The following is a 20,622-nucleotide window of genomic DNA, read 5'->3' as shown; positions in this document are numbered from 1 at the left end:
GAGCCAGTATGAAAACCGAACCACGCTTAACCGTCGTACCGGCACGCTACCCGGCGCGCACCGTCGGGGCGATTGTCGCGCTGTTTATTCTGGCGAGCGTCATCGAATCTGTCGCGTTTAATCCGCGCTGGGAGTGGGGCGTGTTTGCCCGCTGGTTCTTCGATCCGGTGATCCTCAACGGTCTCGGGCAAACGCTGCTGCTGACGCTGTGCGGCACGCTGTTCAGCCTGATTTTGGGCGGATTCCTCGCGCTGGCGCGGCTCTCCTCGTCGTGGCTGCTGAGCTGGCTGGCGTTCGGTTATATCTGGCTGTTCCGTTCGCTGCCGCTGATCGTGGTGCTGATCATTCTCTACAACTTCTCCTATCTGTACGACACGCTGTCGTTCGGCATCCCTTTTACCGCGCTGTCGTGGGGCCATTTTCAGACTATCAACGTGCTGGGGCAATTCCCGGCGGCGGTGATTGGCCTGACGCTGGTACAGAGCGCCTACAGCGCCGAGATTATTCGCGGCGGTTTTCTCGGCGTCGATCACGGCCAGTTTGAAGCCGCATCGGCGCTCGGGTTGTCGTCATCGCGCCGCACCCTGCGCATTATCCTGCCGCAGGCGCTGCGCGCCATTATCCCTACCGCGTTTAATGAAATCATCAGCCTCGCCAAAGGCACCGCCATGGTGTACGTGCTGGCGATGCCGGAGCTGTTCTACACCATTCAGATGATCTACAACCGCACCCAGCAGGTGATCCCGCTGCTGATGGTGGGCGCGGCCTGGTATCTGATTATCACTACCGTCCTGTCGCTGCTGCAACACAGCGTTGAACGCTGGCTGGCGCGCAGCGTAACCCGTGAACCGCAACCATCGCGCTGGCGCCAGTGGCGCAATCGCGTTGCCACCGATGCCGCTAACGAGGAGCTTTCCCATGTCCGAAGCCATTGATTACCGCAATCTGCATACCACCGGGGCCATCAGCATCACTGGCGTCAGCAAGTTTTTCGGCAAACACAAAGCGTTGGATGAGGTGTCGCTGGAGCTGGCGCCGGGTTCGGTGACGGTGATCCTCGGGCCGTCCGGCTCGGGAAAATCAACGCTGTTGCGCACCATTAACCACCTGGAACGCGTCGATGAAGGTTTTATCCAGATCGACGGCGACTACGTGGGTTATCAGCGGCGCGGCGATAAGTTATATGAACTGAAAGAGAAGGCGATTCTGCGCCAGCGCATTAACGTCGGCTACGTGTTCCAGAACTTCAATCTGTTTCCGCATCTGACGGTGCTGGAGAATCTGATCGAAGCGCCGATTGCCCATCGTCAGTTGTCGAAGCGGGATGCCATCAGTCGCGCGGGAGAACTGCTGGATATCGTTGGTCTGCGCCATAAAGCCGATGCCTGGCCACGCCATCTCTCTGGCGGTCAGCAGCAGCGGATTGCGATTGCCCGCGCGCTGATGCTCAATCCGCGCGTGATGTTGTTTGATGAACCGACCTCGGCCCTCGATCCCGAGCTGGTGGGGGAAGTGCTGGACGTGATCAAAAAGCTGGCGCGATCCGGTACGACCCTGGTGATCGTCACCCATGAGATCGGCTTCGCGCGCGAGGTGGCTGATAACGTGGTGTTTATGGTCGATGGCCGCGTGGTGGAACAGGGCAGCAGCCATCAGGTGCTGAACCAGCCGCGGCATGAACGCACCAGGCGTTTTCTGGCGAGGGTGTTGTGATGAAGGTGATGGGTTTGCTGTTGCTGCTGGGTCTGGCGGCGCCCGCCATCGCCGTCGACAGACTGGATGCGCGCAATAACGAAACGCCGATCAATGCGCCTGCCAATCCGCAGGCGATTGCCAAAATCCCGACCGGCTTTCATTTCGTCAATCCCGGTTATCTGACGGTCGCCACCTCTGCCAGCAACTCGCCGCCGATTGGCCTGTGGGCCAGCGATAACAAAACCCTGATTGGCAGCGACCCGGATATCGCCCGTCTGCTGGCAGACAGCCTCGGACTCAGGCTGAAACTGGTGCCTGCCGCCTGGGAAGACTGGCCGCTCGGTCTGACTGCCGGGCGTTATGATGTGGCGATGTTCAATATCGCGGTCACTGAGGAGCGTAAGCAGAAGTTCGATTTCGCCACCTATCGCGCCGATAATCACGCTTTCGCGGTGAAAACCAACAGCCAGATCACGGCGATTACCGGGCCAGCCGATGTGGCGGGCAAACGCATCATTGTGGGTTCCGGGACCAATCAGGAGCGCATCTTACTCAGCTGGGATGCGCAGAACCGCGCCAAAGGCTTAGCGCCGGTGCAGCCGATTTACCTTAGCGATGATGCTTCCGCCACCCTTGCGCTGCTCTCCGGGCGGGCGGATGCCACCTTTGGCCCGCAGGCAATGGCGGCATGGAAAGTGGCATCTCGCGGGCAAACCCGTATCGTCGGTCACGGTCCGTTTCGTGCCTGGGTCGCGGTAACCACCAAAAAGGGCAACGGCCTGGATGAGGCGTTGCAGCAGGCCATCAATGGCGCCATCGCCAGTGGGCAGTACCAGCAGGTGCTGGCGCGCTGGGGCGAACAGGAAGAGGCGGTGACGGCGTCGCAGGTTAATCCGCCAGGGATTGTTTATCAGTAATCTCCGCAGCAATTGACGATGCCGCGCGAGCGCGCATCGTCTTTCCCCGTTATCACTCAATGAGTTGCATTCACCACAAACTGCACTATCCTCACAAGCACTGCGGGACTAAAATACATCATCACCTTAAACTGTCACCGAACGCGGCTATCCTGCGGCATAAAATCAATAACCCGCTTCTATTCACCCATTTGAAATCAACTGGTTGCAATGAAAATACGCTTCCTATCCGCGAATGAGCATAAGCTGGCCGAGGTCCGTACCATCCTTGAGCCGGTGGGCGTGGAGGTGATTCCGATCGCACGCCGTATCGAAGAGATCCAGACCGAAAATGAGGTCGAGCTGGTGCGCGATAAGCTCACCAAAGCCTTCTCCATTATCGGTCGTCCGCTGTTTGTCGAGCATACCGGCCTGTACCTTGATGGACTGAATGGCTTGCCCGCCGGGCTGACGCGCATTTTCTGGCACCGGCTGGAGGCCGAGCGTTTTACCAAGCTGGTGCAGGGGCTGGATAGCCAGGGCGTTACCGCCAAAACCGTGCTCGGCTATTGCGACGGCCAGAAAATGTATCAGTTCGAAGGTGAAGTCCGCGGCACCATTGCCGCAGAGGCCGCCGGACCGCGAGAGTTTCAGTGGGACTGCGTGTTTATCCCGGAAGGGCACACGCAAACTTTTGCCGAGATGGGCGAGCTTAAAAATGAGGTTTCCATGCGACGTCTGGCGCTGGATCGCTTCGCCACTTTTCTCAAAACATCGCGGGGACTGGCATGAAACCGGAACTGAAACGCGCCTATGACGCGGGGAAATTGATCCTGTTTGCCGGGGCCGGGATTTCCCGTAACCTGGGCCTGCCGGAGTGGCATGAACTGATCGCGCACCTCGCTAACGAACTGGGTTACGACCCGAAAATCTTCAATACCTACGGCACGCATCTTTCGCTGGCGGAATATTATAAGCAGCGCAAAGGTTCGCTCGGCCCGTTACGCAGCTGGATGGACCGCGAGTGGCATCGCCCGGATATTGATGTGCGCAGCTCAGAAATTCATACCATGATCACCCAGGGCAACTTTTCGCGCATCTACACCACCAATTACGATCGCTGGCTGGAGATGGCGCATGAAGCGCATCGCGTGCCGTACAGTAAAGTGGCGAACGCCGCGGACCTGGTGTCGCTTACCGAAGATAAGCGTCATATCATTAAATTACATGGTGATTTTGACGATGATACCTCGATTGTTCTCGATGAAAGCAGTTACTTTGAGCGACTCTATTTTGATTCGCCGTTAGATATTAAGCTGACACACGATGTGATGGGCAACTCGGTGTTGTTCGTCGGTTACAGCATCAGTGATTTCAATATCCGCCTGCTGTTTTATCGTCTGACCAAGATGTGGGGCCGCACCGGGCTGGCCTCGGCGCGACCCAAATCCTACCTGTTCACCAACCGTAATAATCCGGTGGCGAAAGAGGTGCTGGGGCAGTGGGGGATTGAGATGATCGTGTCGGAAGAGGATGATCCGCGCAAAGCGCTGGCGGATTTTTTACAGGAATTGATCGCCTGACGGGAAAAAAGCGTTGCCCGGCAACGATAATTCGGAATATACTGTATATAAATACAGTTAACGAGGTGCATCATGGCAGTCGAAACCAAATATGTTGTGGTCAGAAAGGGTGAAGAGAAAATGACGTTTGCCAATAAAAAAGACGCGGATGCCTGGGACAAGATGCTCGACATGGCCGATGCCTTCACTGACTGGCTACTGCAAAATAACCCAGAGATGGATGAAAGCCAGGCTGAGGCGCTGGGTATGCAACTGGCTGAGCAGAAAGACGCGGTGCAGCATATCCTGCGTACCAGCAAACTGCCTGAACCGGTAAACGCTGAGGAACCGGCAACGGTGGAAACAGCGGCAGCTGAAGACGCGGAAGATGCTCCCGCTGACGCACCGGAAAAGAAAGTGCGCGCGGTAAAAGCCGCCTGAAATAACACAACGCCGTCGGAGATGACGGCGTTGTGGTTTTAATGTTTGATCTGATAACGGGTGCTGCGCCCGCCGCCCGGCAGTTTTTCCAGACAACCTTTCTCCAGCAGCTCCGTCAGATGGCGTGTCGCGGTGGCTTTACTCACCTTCGCCACCTTCTGATACTGCGCGGCGCTGATCCCGTCGGCAAATCCCTGTTCACCCCCGTCCAGCAAGCGGTTGATTACCCTGGTTTGTTCCAGACTAAGTTCCGCACCCTGCTGGCGTAGCCAGAAACGCGCTTTCTGTTGTGTCCGTGTCACCACCTGTAACGCCTGTTCCAGGCTGTCGTTCAGTACCTCCAGAAACCACACCAGCCAGGCGGTGACATCCATCTCCCCGCGCTGTGTCTCCTGCAAAATACGATAGTAATCCGAACGACGAGCCAGAATCGACGCAGACATGGCATACAAACGGATACTTTGGCTATCGGCCTGCGCCAGCGCCAGATCGGTCAGGGCGCGGGTGATACGTCCGTTACCATCATCGAAGGGATGCAAGGTCACAAACCACAGATGACAGAGCGCGGCGCGCAGCAGGGGATCGAGCAGCACATCCTGCTGGCTATGATTAAACCAGGCGATAAATTGCTGTAGCTGTGCGTCCAGCCCCGCACGCGGCGGCGCTTCAAAGTGGACGGTGGGACGATCGATACGTCCCGACACCACCTGCATTGGCTCATCGCCGCGTAACGCCCCGACATTTAAGCGCTGCACCGACCATTCGCTGGCCGGAAACAACCAGCTATGCCACTGGCATAAGCGTTGCTGGGTCAAAGGCTGATCGCGCAGCGTGATGGCATCCATCATCATTGCCGCCAGCCCTTCTGAACGCTCCGATACCGGATAGGGCTGATCGAGCGACACCCCGAGCCGACGCGCTAACGAGGATCGTACCGACTGCGCATTGACGCGTTCGTCCTCAATCGCCGAGGATGAGAGGATATTGGTCAGCAAGGTATCCAGCGTCTGACGATCGTTATTGTCCTCGATACTGGCGCGTCCCAACAGTACGCCGCGCTGCTGTTGCAGATGCCGCAGGAGGGGCAGCAGCTTCTCATCCTGCCAGTGGAATGTCGGCCAGTCAGGCTGTTGCCAGATCCACATGATTTACCTCACTTATCTTCGCCAGTGAGTTGAATATGGCTGTTATTCGGCTCACATAATGAGTCGAATGATAAACCATATTCGGCTCACTGACCAGCCGCGCTCTAAGGGCAGGATGACGCTGGCGCAGTGGGGGAAGATCCCGCTGTGCCAGCAGAAGGGGGATTATCTAAAGCCTGGTCACTTCCCGGTGGGACGCCACATAAGAAGGGGGTGAATCATCGTCATAAGAAGGCGGTAAATCACCGTCGCTTGCGTTCCTGAAATGCCCGGTATTAAGAATGGTTCTTAAATCATATTCATAGGGCGGTGGGGTATCTTTTTTGGCGAAATCAATAAATCGTTTAATCGTCTCGTTAAATCGGATTAATTTATGTTCTGCCGCGTCATTGGCAGCGACAGTATTCGATAACTGATTGGGAAGTATCGATATCTGATTAAAAGCGCTTTGTATCCGTTCATTCAGGTGAATGATATTTTTTGCAATCCGGCGCTCTCTTTTACCTTGATCAATTGAAATCGGCGCGAGTGATTTTATTTCTCTGATGCGGAGAATAATTTTCAGCTCGGAATAGGCGATTTCACTTCTCAGAACTTCCACATGCTCAAGGCTCTTGTGGATAGCACGTCTGACTTTGTTGGAGGTGATTTCCTGAGACCCAATCCTGGTGTTGGTAACTGACTTAAGATAAGCGCAATACGCTTTGAGCGTAAGGTCTATCTCATAGGCTGGGGAGTGCGGGTTTCTGACTCCCTGAGTTAAATGCGTGGTAAAAAAAGAACCAATACTTTCCATGGTAGTAAACCTCCTGCGACATGATTTTATGCCATCCTGATGCAGCCCGTTGGGTTGTGGCTGCGAGGGTTCATGACAGTATAATCATCCTCATGCCATTAATTCATATGAAGTTTTGCTGATATTATTCCCTGTAAAATCCCTGATTTTCTGAAATAACCGCAATCAAAATCCGTACTTTTTCTGGCGATTTTCCCCAGCCTAAGCCCAGTAGCGTAGCCGATTTGGCATCCACGCTGGCTGTTTGCTTTTTGCACACCTCTGGCGATTTCAGCCTGAAATTTTTGCTTGCGGTAAAGATTATAATGATTATTATTCTCATCAACTTGCGTTTAGGCTGTAGCAGGATCGAAGGATTTATCCCCGGAACCCGCCTGATGCGTGGTTCGTTCTGACAAGGAGACCAGCATGGCGGAATCTGTGATTGATAGCAGCCGTTGGCCATTGGTGTTTTACGTAATGCCCGAGCGGGTGAGCGCTGATGATGCTCGCCACCATATCGACGCCCTTCAGGCGATACTGGATCGCCAGCAGCCTTTTGTCCTGATTTTCAGCGGCGCAGAATTACCGAGTGATTCTGCGGAGTTCTTCCGCCTGTACAAAGCCTGGGGCAAACGAACCCGTTCGTTACAGCAGCGCTTTTGCCTCGGGGCGGTGCGGGTCGAACCCGATGATGCCAAACGACGGTCGCTGTGGCGCAAAGCGCTGCGTTATCTCACCAGCAGCGCCGTTCCCTATCCTTATCAGGTGGTTGCCACGGCGCAGGAAGCGGAAAATCAGGCCCATCGCTGGCTGTCAGCTCATCAACCGGCGGGAGATCAGCATGGCTCACGCTGAATCCCGCTCCCCTTTGCGCGACACCCTCAGCCTGATGCAGGGCGAAACCCGGACATTCTGGCTGGCGTTATGCCTCGCGGCGATGGCCGTGGTACTGGAGTTGATCCCTTACGCCTTGCTATGGCAGGCCGCGGTGGCGGTCGATCCCGCCCGTATGCTGGTGACGCTGGCAGGCTGGTTGCTGCTGGCGCTGCTGGCGAAATATGCGCTACTGACGCTGGCGGGTTATTTCAGCCATCTGACGGCCTTCCGCGTGCTGTATCGCACCCGGCTACGGCTGGCACAGGCGCTGTCGCAGATGCCATTGCTGAAACTCAGCCCGTACAGCAGCGCCTCGTTACGTAATATCGTGCTGAACGACGTTGAGCGCGTGGAGAGTTTTATCGCCCACCACAGCGTGGATATGGTGGCAGCGTTGCTTAGCCCGCTGGTCGCGGCGCTGTTCCTGTTCTGGCTCGACTGGCCGATGGCGCTGGCGGCGCTGGCAACGGTGCCCCTGGCTCTGCTGGCGCAAAAGCTGTTTTCACACGGGATGGCGGAGCGCACGGCGCAATATCATCACGCCTCCGCTGAGCTGGACAGCGCGCTGGTGGAGTATGTACGCGGCGTGCCGGTGATGAAGGCGTTTCAGCAATCAACGCGGGCATTTCGCCTGCTGCATCAACGGCTGGCGGCATATCATCAGTTGGTCGCGCAGTTTACCCGTCGCGCCGTGCCTGCCTGGTCGGCGTTTGTGGTCATCCTTAACGCGAATCTGTTCATTCTGCTGCCGATAGGTATCTGGCGCGTAGCGCACGGTACGCTGACGATTGGCACGCTGTTGCTGGTGATGATCCTTGGCAGCGGTCTGCTGAAGCCGCTGTTGCGCGTGACGTTTCTCAGCTCGATGCTGCGGGAAATTTTTTCCGGTGTCGGACGCATTATGCCGTTGTTGCAGACCCCGGCCGGTCGTGATGACCAGCCCGTGCCAACTTCCGGCGTGTTAGAAGCGCATGACGTCAGTTTTCATTATGGCGAAACTCAGGTGGTGAATAACGTCACGCTGCGCATCGAAGCAGGCCGCTTTTACGCCCTGATCGGCCCCTCTGGCGCGGGGAAATCGACGCTGGCCTGGATGCTGGCGGGGATGCTGCCAACGTCCAGCGGTCGCATCACGCTCGGCGAATGTGATGTGCAGCAGTTTGATGATGCCATGCGGGCGCGCTGCCTGGCGCTGGTATCGCAGGAAGTGTTTCTGTTGCAGGGAACGCTGGCCGATAACCTGCGGCTTGGCAATCCCGAAGCCAGCGATGTCGATCTGTGGAACGCGCTGACGCTGGCGCAGGCGGACAGCTGGGTACATACGCTACCAGAAGGGCTTTACAGCCCGGTGGGTGAACGTGGTCTGACGCTCTCCGGCGGCGAGCGCCAGCGTATCGCCATCGCCCGCGCCCTGGTCGCCAACACGCCAATTTTAATCCTCGATGAAGCCACAGCCTTCGCCGATGCGCTGACGGAAGCGGCATTTTACCGCGCGCTGCGTCTGGCACGTCCCGATACCACGGTGATCAGCATCGCGCATCGATTGTATGCGGTGCAGTACGCTGACCTGCTGGTGATGATGGATCAGGGCAGCGTGGTGGCGCAGGGGCGTCATGAGGCGCTGCTTGCCAGCGATGCACGTTATCAGGCCATGTGGCACAGCCAGTTTGCGCTGGCGCACTGGCACATTCGTTCACAGGAGGTGAGTTGTGTCACTGATTAAACGCGTATTAAGCCAGCCTTCCGCTGGCCGCCGCCTGGTGGTGAGCGGCATGTTGTGCCGTTTTCTCGCCCAGCTGTGCATGGTGTTGCCCTTTTTTATCGCCTGGTGGGCGCTGACTGAGGTGACAACGTCACAACTGACTACCGCATTCTGGGGACAACTGGCTGCCGCGCTGGTGCTGTGCCTGGCGGGGCAGCTGCTGTTTTCGCACTTCGGCCAGCTACGCTGCTTCCTCGGCAGTTATCAGCTGATGCATGGCGTACGTGAGCAGACTACCGATCATCTGCGTCACCTGCCGCTGGGGTATTTTCAGCAGCAGCGTCTGGGGGAAACCAGTGCTTTGCTGACCGATGCGATGCGTCGGGTGGAAGAGATTTTTTCCCATCTGCTGCCGGAAGTGATTGCCGGGCTGGCGACTTCGCTGATTTTCCTGCTGGCGCTGGCATGGGTCGATGCGCGGCTAACTCTGGCATTAATTCTGCCGTTGCCGCTGGGGGCGTTGTTCCTGTGGTGGATGGGGCGTCGCCTGCTTCAGGGTACGCAGCAGCAGGGCGCACGCTTTGCTCGCGCGTCCGGCCTGTTGCTGGAGTTCATCAGCGGCGTGAAAACGCTGCGGCTGTTCAATCGTACCGGTCCGATGCTGAAACAACTGGATGAGACCTTTGGCGCGATACGCCGTGCCAGCATGGGGATTGAAGCCTGGGGCGGCGGCGGGGTACAGATGTTCCGTCTGCTGGCGGAATGCGGGCTGGTGATTTTGTTTCTGGCCGCTGCGCATCTGTTCCAGTTGCAGGATATCAGCCTGCTGACCTGGCTGCTGTTTGTGCTGGTCGCGCTCAAAGTGATCGATCCGCTGCTGGATGCCGCCGCGTACTTTACGCTGCTGCGCGTTATGCAGCAGGCGGCGAATCGCGTCGATGCGTTACTGGCTCAGCCGGGTATGCCGGAGCACGGCACAGCGGCGCTGACGCCGCGCAATGATATTGCCTTCGAACAGGTGCGTTTTGGCTATCGAGACACGGACGTGCTGCACGATATCAATTTTCAGGTGCCGGAAGGGAGCGTCACCGCACTGGTGGGAACCTCCGGCAGCGGGAAAAGTACCCTGCTGCATCTGCTCGGTGGCTTCTGGCCGACGCGCGAGGGAGAGATCACCCTTGGCGGCGTGTCGCTAAGCCAGCTTGGCAGCGAGCAGATCTACAGCCGTATCGGTTATGTGTTCCAGGATGTGCAGCTATTTGATGGCAGCGTGCTGGATAACGTCCGCATCGGCCGACCCGATGCCAGTGATGAAGCGGTGATGGCAGCCTGTCAGGCGGCCAGCTGTGAAGAGTTTATCACCCGGCTGCCACAGGGCTATCACACGCCGTTGGGTGAGGGCGCGCAGCGGCTTTCTGGCGGCGAACGCCAGCGGTTGTCGATTGCGCGTATGATCCTCAAGGACCCGCCGATTATTGTGCTGGATGAGGCCACCGCGCTACTTGATCCCCTGTCGCAGGCCCAGGTGCAGCAGGCCTTAACACGGCTGGCGCAGCAGAAAACCGTGGTGATGGTGGCGCACCGGCTGCGAACGGTGGAATATGCTTCGCAGATACTGGTGCTGGAAAAAGGGCGGATTGTGCAGCGCGGAACACATCAGACGCTGCTCCAGCAGGATGGGTTGTATCGCAATCTGTGGCTGGCGCAGGAAGCGCAGTAATAGAGATTGGCCGGAATGAAAAACATTACGGCCAGTTTTCCAGATTGCGATGGAAGCGCCAATATCACCTAATCAGATTCTGCTGTGAACGTATACTTCTGCAATATAACCTTGATACTGTGAGGATATATTTATCGGCCTGACAGTTGAAGTTATCTCACCAGAGACGGAATTTCTTTTGGTGTAGGTTGCAAAACACAGGAAAAGCAATATTGAAGTTAAAATAAATATTGTGACAACGATTACCGTTGATCTTCGAAAGCAATTGACTTCGAGCACTGCACCAAGGGAACTGAATCTTCTTTTTGAAATGGCTTCCTGCCTGAACAAACTATCCATGATATATATCTTCCCGTTATAACTCGTTTCTGAATTTTATTGGTTTTTTTAATGTTGATTTGTTTTCATTGATGAGATTGAGATCGCTTGTTTTCATGTTGTCTTTTTTTGTATTTTTATGTTTAGAAGCCCAAATATCTTTAACGTTATATTTATTGATGACAGCAGAGTTAAGATAGTTACTACTAATACTGATAACTCTCTCGGAGGCGAAAAGAAGAATCCATTGTTTAAACACGCTCCTTTCAAAAAGGAATATCCGACTGTGAAACCGATGAATGTTGCGATAAATTTTATAATTTTGTTCATTTTCATACCTCATAACTAAAATCCCGGCTTATAGCCGGGAATAAGTATTTACTTTTGGCATTGACCGCCGATGTTGCTACTGGAATTTCCAGCAGAGCCATAGTTATTATTTGTTGAAGCCGCCACGGGCTTTGAAAGATTCCGCGATCGTTGTAGCGGGGATTGCCATTACCACTTGAGTTCCCAGCCACACCACCATTACTGTTGTGACCCCAGGGATCAATCGCATCGGCGTTATGTCCGGCACCGGAAACCATTTGCATTTCTGACGTATTTAGGGTTTTCATAAATTTCCTTATTTAGATGAAGTCGCTAAATTGGCGGCGAGAAGCATAATAACTGCAATTTTCAGATTTTCAATTGTCTGTCAGCGTGTAAATTCCAGCAATAAATAAGAGTTTTCGCACTTTTTCAAGAAAAAGAATTTTATTATTAACGAAGAGTTGGGGGCAGGGTTGGCTTTATTGATTTTCTGCTGAAATCAGAAACTGAGATTGATCTAACGTTTTCCTGAGAAATAGAGCAGTTAAGGTAGGTCACGACGCAAATGGGTCGCCATAAATGGCGACCCTGTAAAATACGCCCATCAACGTGTAAATAACGAAAACGTTCCCGCGTAGTAATGCACCATCCATGCGACATACACCAGCCATACCACTAACACGCCTGCCAACGTCATTTTACCTGTCATCTTCGTATCCTCTTGTTATGCGGGTGTGAAGACCCTGTAAGGAATAAACTGACAGGAGACGAGAGGCACGTTATTGCGCTGGATCAAAAAAGGGGGATGCAAGCATCCCCCGACGAATTAATTGCGATCAAATTACGCAATTTGCGCGCAATCAGGAAGCAATGTCCTCCAGACGGCGATTCAGCGTACGCGGGCCGAAGACGCCGATGGTGAACACCACGATAGCCATCGCAGTGGAGATCACCATAAACACCGAACCGACGCCCATCTCATGCAGCACCCAGGCGATGGTAAAGCCGGATAACATGCCGCTGATACGGCTCACCGAATAGACCATACCAATAGCTTTAGCGCGGAAACGGGTCGGGAACAGCTCGGCCTGATAGGCGCGATAGGAGAAGGTCATACAGGTGCTGGCCAGCGACAGCAGCAGGCCGAGCGTCACCAGCATCACCGGCTGGGATTGCCAGGAGAAAATCGTGCCGACCACGGCAATCGCCAGCGCCGATCCACTCACCAGCCATTTACGTTCGATGCGGTCAGCAAAGGTCATCGCCAGCAGCGGCCCCAGCGGACTGGCAAAGGCAATCAGGAACGAGTACAGCAGGCTATGGGTAAAGGTGACGCCTTTAGCGGCCAGCAGCGTTGGGATCCAGCTGGCAAAACCGTAATAGCCAATCGACTGAAAGAAGTTAAACACCAGCAGCATGATGGTGCGACGACGGTAGGGCGGGCGCCACATCTCGTTCTTCACTTCGGCCACCGCTGCCACCGGTTGTGCTGTCTGCTCATCCACCGGGGGTAAGGTTGCGCCCGTAGATTTGGCGACCCGAGCTTCCAGACGGCGCACAATGTCTTCTGCTTCTTTATAACGGCCTTTCTCCACTAACCAGCGCGGACTTTCCGGCAGGCCCATCCGGATCAGCCAGACAATCACCGCACCGATGCAACCAAACAGCACCACCCAGCGCCAGCCGGTGAGGCCGAACGGCGCCAGTGGCACCAGTTGCCAGGAGAGAAACGCAATGGTCGGGATCGAGGTGTACTGAATCGCCTGCACGAAGGCGTAGGAACGGCCACGCAAACGCGCCGGAATAAACTCCGAGACGTAAGCATCAATGGTCACCAGCTCTGCACCCACGCCAATCCCGGAGAAAACGCGCCAGAACACGATGGCATAGGGATGGTGCTGAAACGCCATAATGCCGCTGGCGATGGCATATACCAGCAGCGCAATGATAAAGACCTTGCGCCGTCCGATACGGTCGGCGAGGTTGGCGATCAGCAGCGTGCCGAGGAACACGCCAAGGAACATGGCGGCAACAAACGCCCCAAGGCTGCTGGGATCGAAGAAATTATGGCTACCGTGACTGAATATCCCTTCACGCACCATGCCGGGGCCGATATAGGCGGTGAGAAACACATCGTAAACTTCGAACCAGCCGCCAAGGGCCAGTGCGAAGATGATTAACCATAAAGGACGGGCGGCAGGCAACCGTTCCAGCCGCGCGGAAAGCTGCGCGCCAAAGGCTTTACCTTCATCTGGCGTGAAATTATCTCGCCAGGTCATCGGAGGCGGTAACGACTCGCTCAGTGAGATTTTTTTAAGCACGGTAGGGTACTCCACTGTTTTTATAATGATGGACGCGCAGGTGACTCGGTTATGTGGTTATAACGGACAACCTTTGGCACGCAAAATAGCGTTAAAACGCTCTGGATCATTGGTTCCGGCCTGATTGCTGGCGCGGATCTTCTCTTCACGCTGGGCATGTTGCTGCACACGCGGTAGCAGTACGCTCAGCTCGTCGTGCGGGATGGCAATCACGCCATCGGCATCCGCCACAATCAAATCGCCAGGGGAAATCACCAGGCCAGCGCACTGCACCGTGGTATTAATTTCTCCCGGACCCTCTTTCGACGGCCCGCGCAACGTATTGCCACGCGCCCACACCGCAACGCCGCCTTCGGCCCATTCGTTGAGATCGCGCACCGCACCGTCAATCACGAAGCCCGCGATTTTTTTCGTCAGGGCGGAGGTGCGCATCAGGCCGCCAATCAGTGCCTGGGTCAGATCGCCGGAACCATCAACCACCAGCACATCGCCTGGCTGCGCCATTTCAATTGCTTTGTGAATCATCAGGTTATCGCCGGGGCGCACTTTAACCGTCAGTGCCGGGCCACACAACACCAGATGCGGATCGTTGTGATACGCGGTCAGACCGATCGCTCCCACGCTACGTCCCATTGAGTCGCCGATATTGGCAGCTGGCAACTGACGAAATGCCTCCAGCGTCGCGCTATCGATTTCAGGTCCACGTTCGCCAATAAAATAGCCAATCGGCCAGTCACTTCGCATAGTCATACGTTAACTCCGGTTAAGTACCTGCGGATTTACGCAGGCAGGAAGGTGAATTTGTTGGTTATCGAGATAGGCCAGGCATTGGCGCGCGGCGCTTTGCGCCACCGCATCCAGCGCCTGCGGAGTCGAACCGCCAATGTGCGGGGTAATAATCAGGTTGGTTAGGTGACGGAACGGGTGATCGGCCGCCAGCGGTTCCTGCGCCACGGTATCCAGTGCGGCGGCGCGCAGCTGTCCATTTTGCAGCGCGTCAGCCAGCGCGTTTTCGTCCACCAACTCGCCGCGCGCGGTGTTAATCAGGATCGCGCCTTGTGGCAAAAGTGCGAGCGAGTTCACATTGATCATCTGACGGGTTTTCGGCGTCACCGGGCAATGCAGGCTCAGCACCTGCGCCAGCGGCAGCAGCGCTTCCAGCGATGTGCAGCGCTGAGCGCCTTCCACATCGGCATCTGCCGCGATTGCTGGATCGAAAAACGCCACCTGCATACCAATGGCACGCGCCACGCGCGCCACGCGGCGGCCAATTTCGCCAAAGCCTACCAGGCCAAGGGTTTTACCCTGCAACTCTTCGCCGTCGCCGCTGCGCGTCCAGCGTCCGGCGGCCACTTCCTGCTGGAAGAAAGGCAGGCGGCGCGCGCAATTTAGCATCAGTGCCAGCGTCAGTTCAGCCACCGATTGTGCATTGGTGGCAGGCGTGGTCAGCACCGGAATACCGTGCTGAGTCGCGGCTTCCACGTCGATATTGGTGACGCCGACGCCATGTTTGCAGATCACCTTCAGCGTCGGACAGGCGGCGATCGCTTTGGCACTCAGCTCCACGGTACGTGAAATCACCGCATCGTAGGCGACGCTGCTCATACGGCGTTCCACTTCCGCCACATCGTTGGCGTTGTCCAGATAATCCACGGCGCAACTGGCGTCGGCGAGTAACGTACGGCCTCCCTGGCCGAGGCTCGTGGTGGTCACGAGAAAGCGATAAGTCATGTTGATTCTCCGATAGGGTTTAGGGTCATCCTGGCATCGGAGAACGATAAAAAATATTCTGTGTTAGTTATGAATTCATTCCTGACAGGAATTTATGACGTTTTTACGCCGCCGCAATCTGCGCAAAATCACCGCAAAACACGCCCGGCATCGGATTAACAACTTGTTCACTTTTTGATGACATCAACACTGATGCATTTCGTAACGGTTTCTGCTGAATGATCGGGCCGAACACAACAGGAATCAGCGTTAGCTGCCAGAGCATCGTCAGGTGTAACCCCACTGCAATAGTGTGATCTACTTCAAAAATAGCGCGCAGGTGCCTGTTACAAAAGAAACAATTGCTTACCCCGCTACTGGCAAAACTATGCCACCCGCGTGAGCGCGCAAAAAAGCAGCGCTATTTTTTGCCGCACGAATTGGTAAAAGTTAGTAAAGATTTAAAATGTACTGTCTGGTTCGTTAACAACAACGTATCAGAATGGTTACATAATGACTCAGTCCAAAGATTTGCTTCCCGTCCTCGCACGGATTATGGCCGTCGGTCTGTTTTTTGCCTCCGGCCTCGACAAAATTACGCACTACAACGACAACTTGCAGCTGATGGCCAGCAGCAACGTACCGGGCTTTTTCCTGCCGCTGGTGATCCTGCTGGAGGTGGGCGGTGGCCTGGCGATTGCGCTCGGTTTCCTCACCCGATTCACCTCGATTTTTATGGCGGTGTTCTCGGTCATTGCTGGCTTCCTGTTTTATCAGGGCTATAGCCATGCGCACCTGATGGTGTGGCTGAAAAATATCTCCTGTGCCGCAGGTTTCCTGCTGCTGTGCCTGCACGGTGGCGGCAAATGGAGTCTCGATCATCTGATTCAGCGCCGCCTCGCCCGCAACTAAACATTCGAAAAAACGTAAACCCCTTAATTCAGGACATAACCGATGAAATTAATTCCGACAGCACTGCTATGCGGCGGTCTTTTCTGCGCCGCCGCTCAGGCAGCACAGCCCGCCACTCAGGTCTCCGTACTTACCCACCAGCAGGCACAGGCGCTGGTGGCGAAAGCGGAACAGATTATCCGCAGTCATAACATCGGCGGCGTGGTGGCAGTGGTCGATCCGTTCGGCCAGCTGATTAGCTTTGATCGTCTGGACGGTGCCTTGCTGGCGAACAGCGAGCTGGCGCCGAAGAAAGCGCACTCTGCGGCCGCTTTCGGCGTGCCGACCGCCACCTTCCAGCAGAAGATTGCCGACGGCAACGTTGGGATGCTGGGGAACCCGGCGGTGGTGCCGCTGCCGGGTGGCGAGCCGGTGAAAATCAACGGTGTGGTGGTGGGAGCGATTGGCGTCAGTACGCCGGATGGCAATGTCGATGCCGAAGCGGCAAAAGGGGCGTTGTCGGCCCTGAGCGCAGGCTAGCGTGAGAGTCTGAGTATGGAAAGAAGACGTTTTTTACAACTGATGATGGCCACCCCGGTCATCGTCGCCATCCCGATGCAGCCATTGCTGGCTGCTCCGGCCGACAGTGGCGCAGCCGTGCTGCTGCGCGCCAGTGAGCTGCTCACCGGACGCCGCGGGCTGGATATCGGCATTACCGAACGCCTGTGGACGTTATTGTGCCAGCAGGATAGTCAGTTTCCGGCGCAGCTCGCCAGTCTGATGACGCGACTCAATGCGCTGCGCAGTGAGGATCGTGAACAGATTGTCGCGCAGCTGAATGATGATGAGGTGAAAACCGCGCTGACCATTATTTCCCCCTGGTATCTCGGTTACACCGGCCATCCTTCCACCACCAAAGCGGTGGACGATGCCCACTTTGTCACTTTCCTGTCGGCGCTGATGTATGAACCGACGCGCGATCACACCATCCGTCCGAGCTACGCTCGCGCCGGGGGGGATTACTGGGCCGAAGTACCGGCTGGCGTTACCGCACCGCCGATGCCGGCGGAAATCCGCGCATGGGGCGATCGTTCGCCCGTTGCGGCCAACACCATTAAAGAACCTGAAGCGCCCTGGCTATTGATGATTCAGGGCAAAGCCAAAACCCTCGTGGAAGCCGAGGCGCTGCTGGCTCAGCACAACAACAAATAACAAGAACGTGAGCAGGAAGACAAAATGAGCGAATTTGATGCTGATGTGGTGATCATTGGCTCGGGCGCCCTCGGCGCTAATGCGGCTTATCAACTGGCGAAAGCCGGTAAGTCGGTGATCATGCTGGAAGCTGGACCCTACATCCCGCGCTGGAAAGTGGTGGAAAACTACCGCAATGGCGCCAGTAAACGTAACTGGTGTACCCCTTATCCCAACCTGCCGTGGGCGCCGAATTCCTATACCGAGGGTTATATCGACGCCAAAAGCGATGACGATTTCGAGTATGTCACCAGCTATCTGCGTGTGGCGGGCGGCAGCACGCGGCACTGGGCGTCGGCCTGCTGGCGCTTGCTCCCCAATGATTTCAAGCTGAAAAGCGTCTACGGAGTTGGCCGCGACTGGCCGTTTGACTACAGCGAGCTGGAACCCTGGTATGTCAAAGCCGAACGCGAAATTGGTGTGGTGGGTACTGCGGAAGAGGATCAGAGCGGCCAGGGGCGGGGTCACTATCCGCCACGCTCTGCCGACTATCCACTGCCGCCGGAAGCCAAGCCGTATATGGTGCAGCGGATGCAGGCCAAACTCGGCCCGATGGGTTATCAGGTGGTGCATGAACCCCATGCGCGCGTATCGCGCCCGTACGACGGTCGACCGGCCTGCGCCGGTAACAACAACTGCGAACCGATCTGTCCGATTGGCGCGATGTACTCTGGCGATATGCACGTCGATAAAGCGGTGGCGCTCGGCGTACAGCTGCGTACCGAATGCGTGGCCTGGAAGCTGGAGAAGGGGGCGGGCAACAAAATTGTCGCGCTGACCTATCGTAAGCCGGATGGCAAAGACACCCGCCTTACTGCCAAAGTGTTTATCGTCGCGGCGCACGGGCTGGAAACCCCCAAGCTGCTGCTGATGAATGACCTCGCCAACAGCTCCGATCAGGTGGGACGCAACCTGATGGATCACACCGGCCTGAGTCTGACCTTTCTCGCTGACGAACCGCTGTGGACCGGGCGGGGATCGGTGCAGCACGGCACCATCGCCAATCGTCGCGATGAACCGAGCCGCGCGCAACACTCCGCCATCCGTTACTCGCTGCGCAATCTGGTGCCGAACGTAGATGTCACCGTACCGCTGCTGAAGCAGGGCATGATGGGCCAGGCGCTGGATGATGCGATTCGTGACCGCGCCTCACGCATTATGAACATCAGCACCATGAGCGAAACCTTACCCAGCCCGACTAACCGCGTGGTGCCGAATTACGATCGCAAAGATTCGATCGGTCTGCCGATGCTGAAGGTTGATTATCACCTCGATAGCTACGTGCGCGGGATGCGCCCGCAGGCCTTCAAAGACTTCGCGAATTTTTTGCAGGCGTTTAATGGCGAAGTGATTGAAGCGCCTACCGGCTGGCGTAATCAGTACCACATCATGGGGACCGTCATTATGGGCGATAACCCGAAGGATTCCGTGGTAGATGCGCATTGCCGCAGCTGGGATCACCCGAACCTGTTTCTCGCCACTACCGGCGTGATGCCAACCTCCGCTACCGTGAATCCGACGCTGACCGGGATCGCCCTGGCGCTGCGTATGGCCGACACCATCGCCAGGGAGGTCTGACCGATGCGCTTAACCACGTTATTTCGTGTCGCCAGCACCAGCCTGCTGTTGATAAGTGGCCTGAGTCTGGCGCAGGACGCCTCGCCGGATCTGGTCAGGCGCGGTGAATATCTGGCGACGGCCGGTGACTGCTCCGCCTGCCATCGTAACCCTGAGAGCGGCAAACCGTTCTCAGGCGGGTACGCTATTCAGTCGCCGATGGGCCTGATTTATGGTTCCAACATCACGCCATCAAAAACCGCAGGCATTGGCAACTACAGCCTCGCGGATTTTACTAGTGTGATGCGCGAAGGTAAGGCGCCGGGTAATCATTACCTTTATCCGGCGATGCCCTATACCTCCTTCGCCGGTCTGTCTGATGAGGACATCCATGCGCTCTATTCATATCTGATGCTTGGCGTGCCCGCCGATGACCATCCGGCACCGGAAACCCGTCTGCCGTTCCCGTTCTCGTTCCGCCCGGTGATGGCGGTGTGGAACCTGATGTTCCTCGACAACAAGACGGTGCCCGGCAGCGATGCCGCAGCAGGCAGCGCTGAGCGCGGCGAATATCTGGTACGCACCCTCGCACACTGCTCCACTTGCCATACGCCGCGTAACGGTATGATGGCTGAGCAGGGCGCGCGTTTCCTGTCCGGCGGCAAAGTTGGCAGCTGGAGCGCACCGAATATCACGCCGGATGCGAAGGCGGGCATTGGTGACTGGAGCGAGAGCGAGATCGAAACCTATCTGCGCACCGGCGCGCTGCATGGCAAAGCGATTGCCGCGGGTGAGATGGGGACGGCGGTACAGAACTCGTTCTCGAAAATGCAGGAGAGCGATTTGCAGGCGATGGCTCGTTATCTTAAGCAGGTGCCCGCCATCGGTGGTGCCGATCGTCAGGCGCCCGCCGTTGCGCCCGCCAGCACACCGCTGTCGGCCATCGAAACCGGCATGAAAAGTGAGATTAGTGATTATATCTCTGCTGATGCCATGAGCGGTGCACAGCTGTATAACGGTGCCTGCGCTACCTGCCACGGCAGCGATGGTCGCGGGACGCATGACGCGCAGCGCTTTTACCCGTCGCTGGTTGGTTCCTCGGCGGTGTTGTCGGCTGACCCAGCCAACCTGATCATGACCATCGCTGAGGGCGTGGATCGTAACACCAGCACGGGCCATGCCTTTATGCCGGAGTTTCGCACCCAGTTCAGTCAGGCGCAGCTGGCGAAGGTAGCTAATTACGTCTCAACCGGCTTTGGCAATCCACAACACGCCATCACCACCGATGACGTGGAACAAACGCTGCGCGGCGAAAGCGGCAGCTGGCTGATTCGCTATGCCCAGCCGCTGAGCATTGCAGGCGGCGTTATCGTGCTGGCGGTGCTGGCATGGCTGATTTACATCCTGCGCCGTCGGCGCGGGTAATATCCGGGAGCCGCGATCTGGC

At 56.5% G+C, this 20,622-nt stretch carries 20 protein-coding genes; 14 read left to right on the top strand and 6 right to left on the bottom strand.

The genetic code is table 11. From position 1 onward, the window contains the following. Positions 1-8: 8 nt before the first annotated feature. The 6 genes from AC6I8V_RS22020 (at position 9) to AC6I8V_RS21995 (ending at position 4,594) form a co-directional block, all read left to right on the top strand. Positions 9-935, top strand: coding sequence for an amino acid ABC transporter permease (locus tag AC6I8V_RS22020; protein ID WP_497845936.1), 927 nt, complete (start codon positions 9-11; stop codon positions 933-935). After that, the gene (locus AC6I8V_RS22015) at positions 919-1,713 is read left to right on the top strand and encodes an amino acid ABC transporter ATP-binding protein (protein ID WP_497845935.1); all 795 of its coding nucleotides are present in this window, start codon (positions 919-921) and stop codon (positions 1,711-1,713) included. Before AC6I8V_RS22020 ends, AC6I8V_RS22015 begins: the two co-directional genes overlap by 17 nt. An 8-nt stretch (positions 1,714-1,721) precedes the next feature. Beyond that, the gene (locus AC6I8V_RS22010; RefSeq protein ID WP_497846593.1) at positions 1,722-2,612 is read left to right on the top strand and encodes an ABC transporter substrate-binding protein; all 891 of its coding nucleotides are present in this window, start codon (positions 1,722-1,724) and stop codon (positions 2,610-2,612) included. 210 nt (positions 2,613-2,822) lie between these two features. Next, entirely contained in the window at positions 2,823-3,383 is a 561-nt protein-coding gene (locus tag AC6I8V_RS22005) for a non-canonical purine NTP pyrophosphatase (RefSeq protein ID WP_497845934.1), read from the top strand. Beyond that, on the top strand, positions 3,380-4,174 hold the full coding sequence (locus AC6I8V_RS22000; protein ID WP_497845933.1) for an SIR2 family protein: 795 nt from the start codon (positions 3,380-3,382) through the stop codon (positions 4,172-4,174). Before AC6I8V_RS22005 ends, AC6I8V_RS22000 begins: the two co-directional genes overlap by 4 nt. A 72-nt stretch (positions 4,175-4,246) precedes the next feature. Next, positions 4,247-4,594: a YebG family protein gene (locus tag AC6I8V_RS21995; RefSeq protein ID WP_497845932.1), complete on the top strand. Its 348-nt coding sequence runs from the start codon at positions 4,247-4,249 to the stop codon at positions 4,592-4,594. Between the two features lie 38 nt (positions 4,595-4,632). On the opposite strand, the gene AC6I8V_RS21990 is transcribed toward AC6I8V_RS21995, so the two are convergent. Next, positions 4,633-5,739 carry a Fic family protein gene (locus AC6I8V_RS21990; protein WP_497845931.1) on the bottom strand — a complete coding sequence of 369 codons (1,107 nt, stop codon included), beginning with the start codon at positions 5,737-5,739 and terminating at the stop codon, positions 4,633-4,635. Between the two features lie 169 nt (positions 5,740-5,908). Further along, positions 5,909-6,535, bottom strand: coding sequence for a hypothetical protein (locus AC6I8V_RS21985; protein ID WP_497845930.1), 627 nt, complete (start codon positions 6,533-6,535; stop codon positions 5,909-5,911). A 408-nt stretch (positions 6,536-6,943) separates the two neighbouring features. On the opposite strand from AC6I8V_RS21985, the gene AC6I8V_RS21980 reads away from it, so the two are divergent. From AC6I8V_RS21980 to AC6I8V_RS21970, 3 genes are read left to right on the top strand one after another with little or no spacing between them, the layout of a single operon-like run. Then, the gene (locus tag AC6I8V_RS21980; protein ID WP_497845929.1) at positions 6,944-7,372 is read left to right on the top strand and encodes a hypothetical protein; all 429 of its coding nucleotides are present in this window, start codon (positions 6,944-6,946) and stop codon (positions 7,370-7,372) included. Beyond that, entirely contained in the window at positions 7,359-9,116 is a 1,758-nt protein-coding gene (locus AC6I8V_RS21975) for an ABC transporter ATP-binding protein (protein ID WP_497845928.1), read from the top strand. The genes AC6I8V_RS21980 and AC6I8V_RS21975 overlap by 14 nt, the downstream gene beginning before the upstream one ends. Next, on the top strand, positions 9,103-10,815 hold the full coding sequence (locus AC6I8V_RS21970) for an ABC transporter ATP-binding protein (RefSeq protein WP_497845927.1): 1,713 nt from the start codon (positions 9,103-9,105) through the stop codon (positions 10,813-10,815). The genes AC6I8V_RS21975 and AC6I8V_RS21970 overlap by 14 nt, the downstream gene beginning before the upstream one ends. Positions 10,816-11,465: 650 nt before the next feature. On the opposite strand, the gene AC6I8V_RS21965 is transcribed toward AC6I8V_RS21970, so the two are convergent. The 4 genes from AC6I8V_RS21965 to AC6I8V_RS21950 form a co-directional block, all read right to left on the bottom strand. Continuing rightward, positions 11,466-11,750, bottom strand: coding sequence for a hypothetical protein (locus AC6I8V_RS21965; RefSeq protein ID WP_497845926.1), 285 nt, complete (start codon positions 11,748-11,750; stop codon positions 11,466-11,468). Positions 11,751-12,305: 555 nt separating this feature from the next. Continuing rightward, complete coding sequence (locus AC6I8V_RS21960) at positions 12,306-13,766, bottom strand: MFS transporter (protein WP_497845925.1); 1,461 nt, start codon at positions 13,764-13,766, stop codon at positions 12,306-12,308. Positions 13,767-13,823: 57 nt separating this feature from the next. After that, complete coding sequence (locus tag AC6I8V_RS21955) at positions 13,824-14,516, bottom strand: RraA family protein (RefSeq protein WP_497845924.1); 693 nt, start codon at positions 14,514-14,516, stop codon at positions 13,824-13,826. A 3-nt stretch (positions 14,517-14,519) separates the two neighbouring features. Beyond that, positions 14,520-15,497: a hydroxyacid dehydrogenase gene (locus tag AC6I8V_RS21950; RefSeq protein WP_497845923.1), complete on the bottom strand. Its 978-nt coding sequence runs from the start codon at positions 15,495-15,497 to the stop codon at positions 14,520-14,522. Between the two features lie 492 nt (positions 15,498-15,989). Here AC6I8V_RS21950 and AC6I8V_RS21945 point away from each other — a divergent pair, with 492 nt between their 5' ends. Genes AC6I8V_RS21945 through AC6I8V_RS21925 form a run of 5 tightly spaced genes read left to right on the top strand, consistent with a single transcriptional unit; the run spans position 15,990 to position 20,600 of the window. Continuing rightward, positions 15,990-16,388 carry a DoxX family protein gene (locus AC6I8V_RS21945; RefSeq protein ID WP_497845922.1) on the top strand — a complete coding sequence of 133 codons (399 nt, stop codon included), beginning with the start codon at positions 15,990-15,992 and terminating at the stop codon, positions 16,386-16,388. Between the two features lie 42 nt (positions 16,389-16,430). Further along, on the top strand, positions 16,431-16,907 hold the full coding sequence (locus AC6I8V_RS21940; RefSeq protein ID WP_497845921.1) for a GlcG/HbpS family heme-binding protein: 477 nt from the start codon (positions 16,431-16,433) through the stop codon (positions 16,905-16,907). A gap of 15 nt (positions 16,908-16,922) precedes the next feature. Next, positions 16,923-17,579 carry a sugar dehydrogenase complex small subunit gene (locus AC6I8V_RS21935; protein ID WP_497845920.1) on the top strand — a complete coding sequence of 219 codons (657 nt, stop codon included), beginning with the start codon at positions 16,923-16,925 and terminating at the stop codon, positions 17,577-17,579. A 24-nt stretch (positions 17,580-17,603) separates the two neighbouring features. Beyond that, complete coding sequence (locus AC6I8V_RS21930) at positions 17,604-19,196, top strand: GMC family oxidoreductase (protein ID WP_497845919.1); 1,593 nt, start codon at positions 17,604-17,606, stop codon at positions 19,194-19,196. A 3-nt stretch (positions 19,197-19,199) separates the two neighbouring features. Beyond that, on the top strand, positions 19,200-20,600 hold the full coding sequence (locus AC6I8V_RS21925; protein WP_497845918.1) for a c-type cytochrome: 1,401 nt from the start codon (positions 19,200-19,202) through the stop codon (positions 20,598-20,600). Positions 20,601-20,622 lie beyond the last annotated feature (22 nt).

It is taken from the genome of Pantoea sp. X-Soil-TKNS-1207 (genome assembly GCF_059730485.1).
The sequence above is the reverse complement of the archived record's forward strand: the minus strand, read 5'-3'. Positions and strand labels throughout refer to the sequence as shown.

Bases quoted from the DNA above. Each gene is read 5' to 3' on its own strand.
- AC6I8V_RS21955 (WP_497845924.1), bottom strand. From the start codon at position 14,516: ATGACTATGCGAAGTGACTGGCCGATTGGCTATTTTATTGGCGAACGT.
- AC6I8V_RS21945 (WP_497845922.1), top strand. From the start codon at position 15,990: ATGACTCAGTCCAAAGATTTGCTTCCCGTCCTCGCACGGATTATGGCC.
- AC6I8V_RS22010 (WP_497846593.1), top strand. From the start codon at position 1,722: ATGGGTTTGCTGTTGCTGCTGGGTCTGGCGGCGCCCGCCATCGCCGTC.
- AC6I8V_RS21925 (WP_497845918.1), top strand. From the start codon at position 19,200: ATGCGCTTAACCACGTTATTTCGTGTCGCCAGCACCAGCCTGCTGTTG.
- AC6I8V_RS21950 (WP_497845923.1), bottom strand. From the start codon at position 15,497: ATGACTTATCGCTTTCTCGTGACCACCACGAGCCTCGGCCAGGGAGGC.
- AC6I8V_RS21985 (WP_497845930.1), bottom strand. From the start codon at position 6,535: ATGGAAAGTATTGGTTCTTTTTTTACCACGCATTTAACTCAGGGAGTC.
- AC6I8V_RS21975 (WP_497845928.1), top strand. From the start codon at position 7,359: ATGGCTCACGCTGAATCCCGCTCCCCTTTGCGCGACACCCTCAGCCTG.
- AC6I8V_RS22020 (WP_497845936.1), top strand. From the start codon at position 9: ATGAAAACCGAACCACGCTTAACCGTCGTACCGGCACGCTACCCGGCG.
- AC6I8V_RS21990 (WP_497845931.1), bottom strand. From the start codon at position 5,739: ATGTGGATCTGGCAACAGCCTGACTGGCCGACATTCCACTGGCAGGAT.
- AC6I8V_RS21980 (WP_497845929.1), top strand. From the start codon at position 6,944: ATGGCGGAATCTGTGATTGATAGCAGCCGTTGGCCATTGGTGTTTTAC.
- AC6I8V_RS22015 (WP_497845935.1), top strand. From the start codon at position 919: ATGTCCGAAGCCATTGATTACCGCAATCTGCATACCACCGGGGCCATC.
- AC6I8V_RS22005 (WP_497845934.1), top strand. From the start codon at position 2,823: ATGAAAATACGCTTCCTATCCGCGAATGAGCATAAGCTGGCCGAGGTC.
- AC6I8V_RS21965 (WP_497845926.1), bottom strand. From the start codon at position 11,750: ATGAAAACCCTAAATACGTCAGAAATGCAAATGGTTTCCGGTGCCGGA.
- AC6I8V_RS21995 (WP_497845932.1), top strand. From the start codon at position 4,247: ATGGCAGTCGAAACCAAATATGTTGTGGTCAGAAAGGGTGAAGAGAAA.
- AC6I8V_RS22000 (WP_497845933.1), top strand. From the start codon at position 3,380: ATGAAACCGGAACTGAAACGCGCCTATGACGCGGGGAAATTGATCCTG.
- AC6I8V_RS21935 (WP_497845920.1), top strand. From the start codon at position 16,923: ATGGAAAGAAGACGTTTTTTACAACTGATGATGGCCACCCCGGTCATC.
- AC6I8V_RS21930 (WP_497845919.1), top strand. From the start codon at position 17,604: ATGAGCGAATTTGATGCTGATGTGGTGATCATTGGCTCGGGCGCCCTC.
- AC6I8V_RS21940 (WP_497845921.1), top strand. From the start codon at position 16,431: ATGAAATTAATTCCGACAGCACTGCTATGCGGCGGTCTTTTCTGCGCC.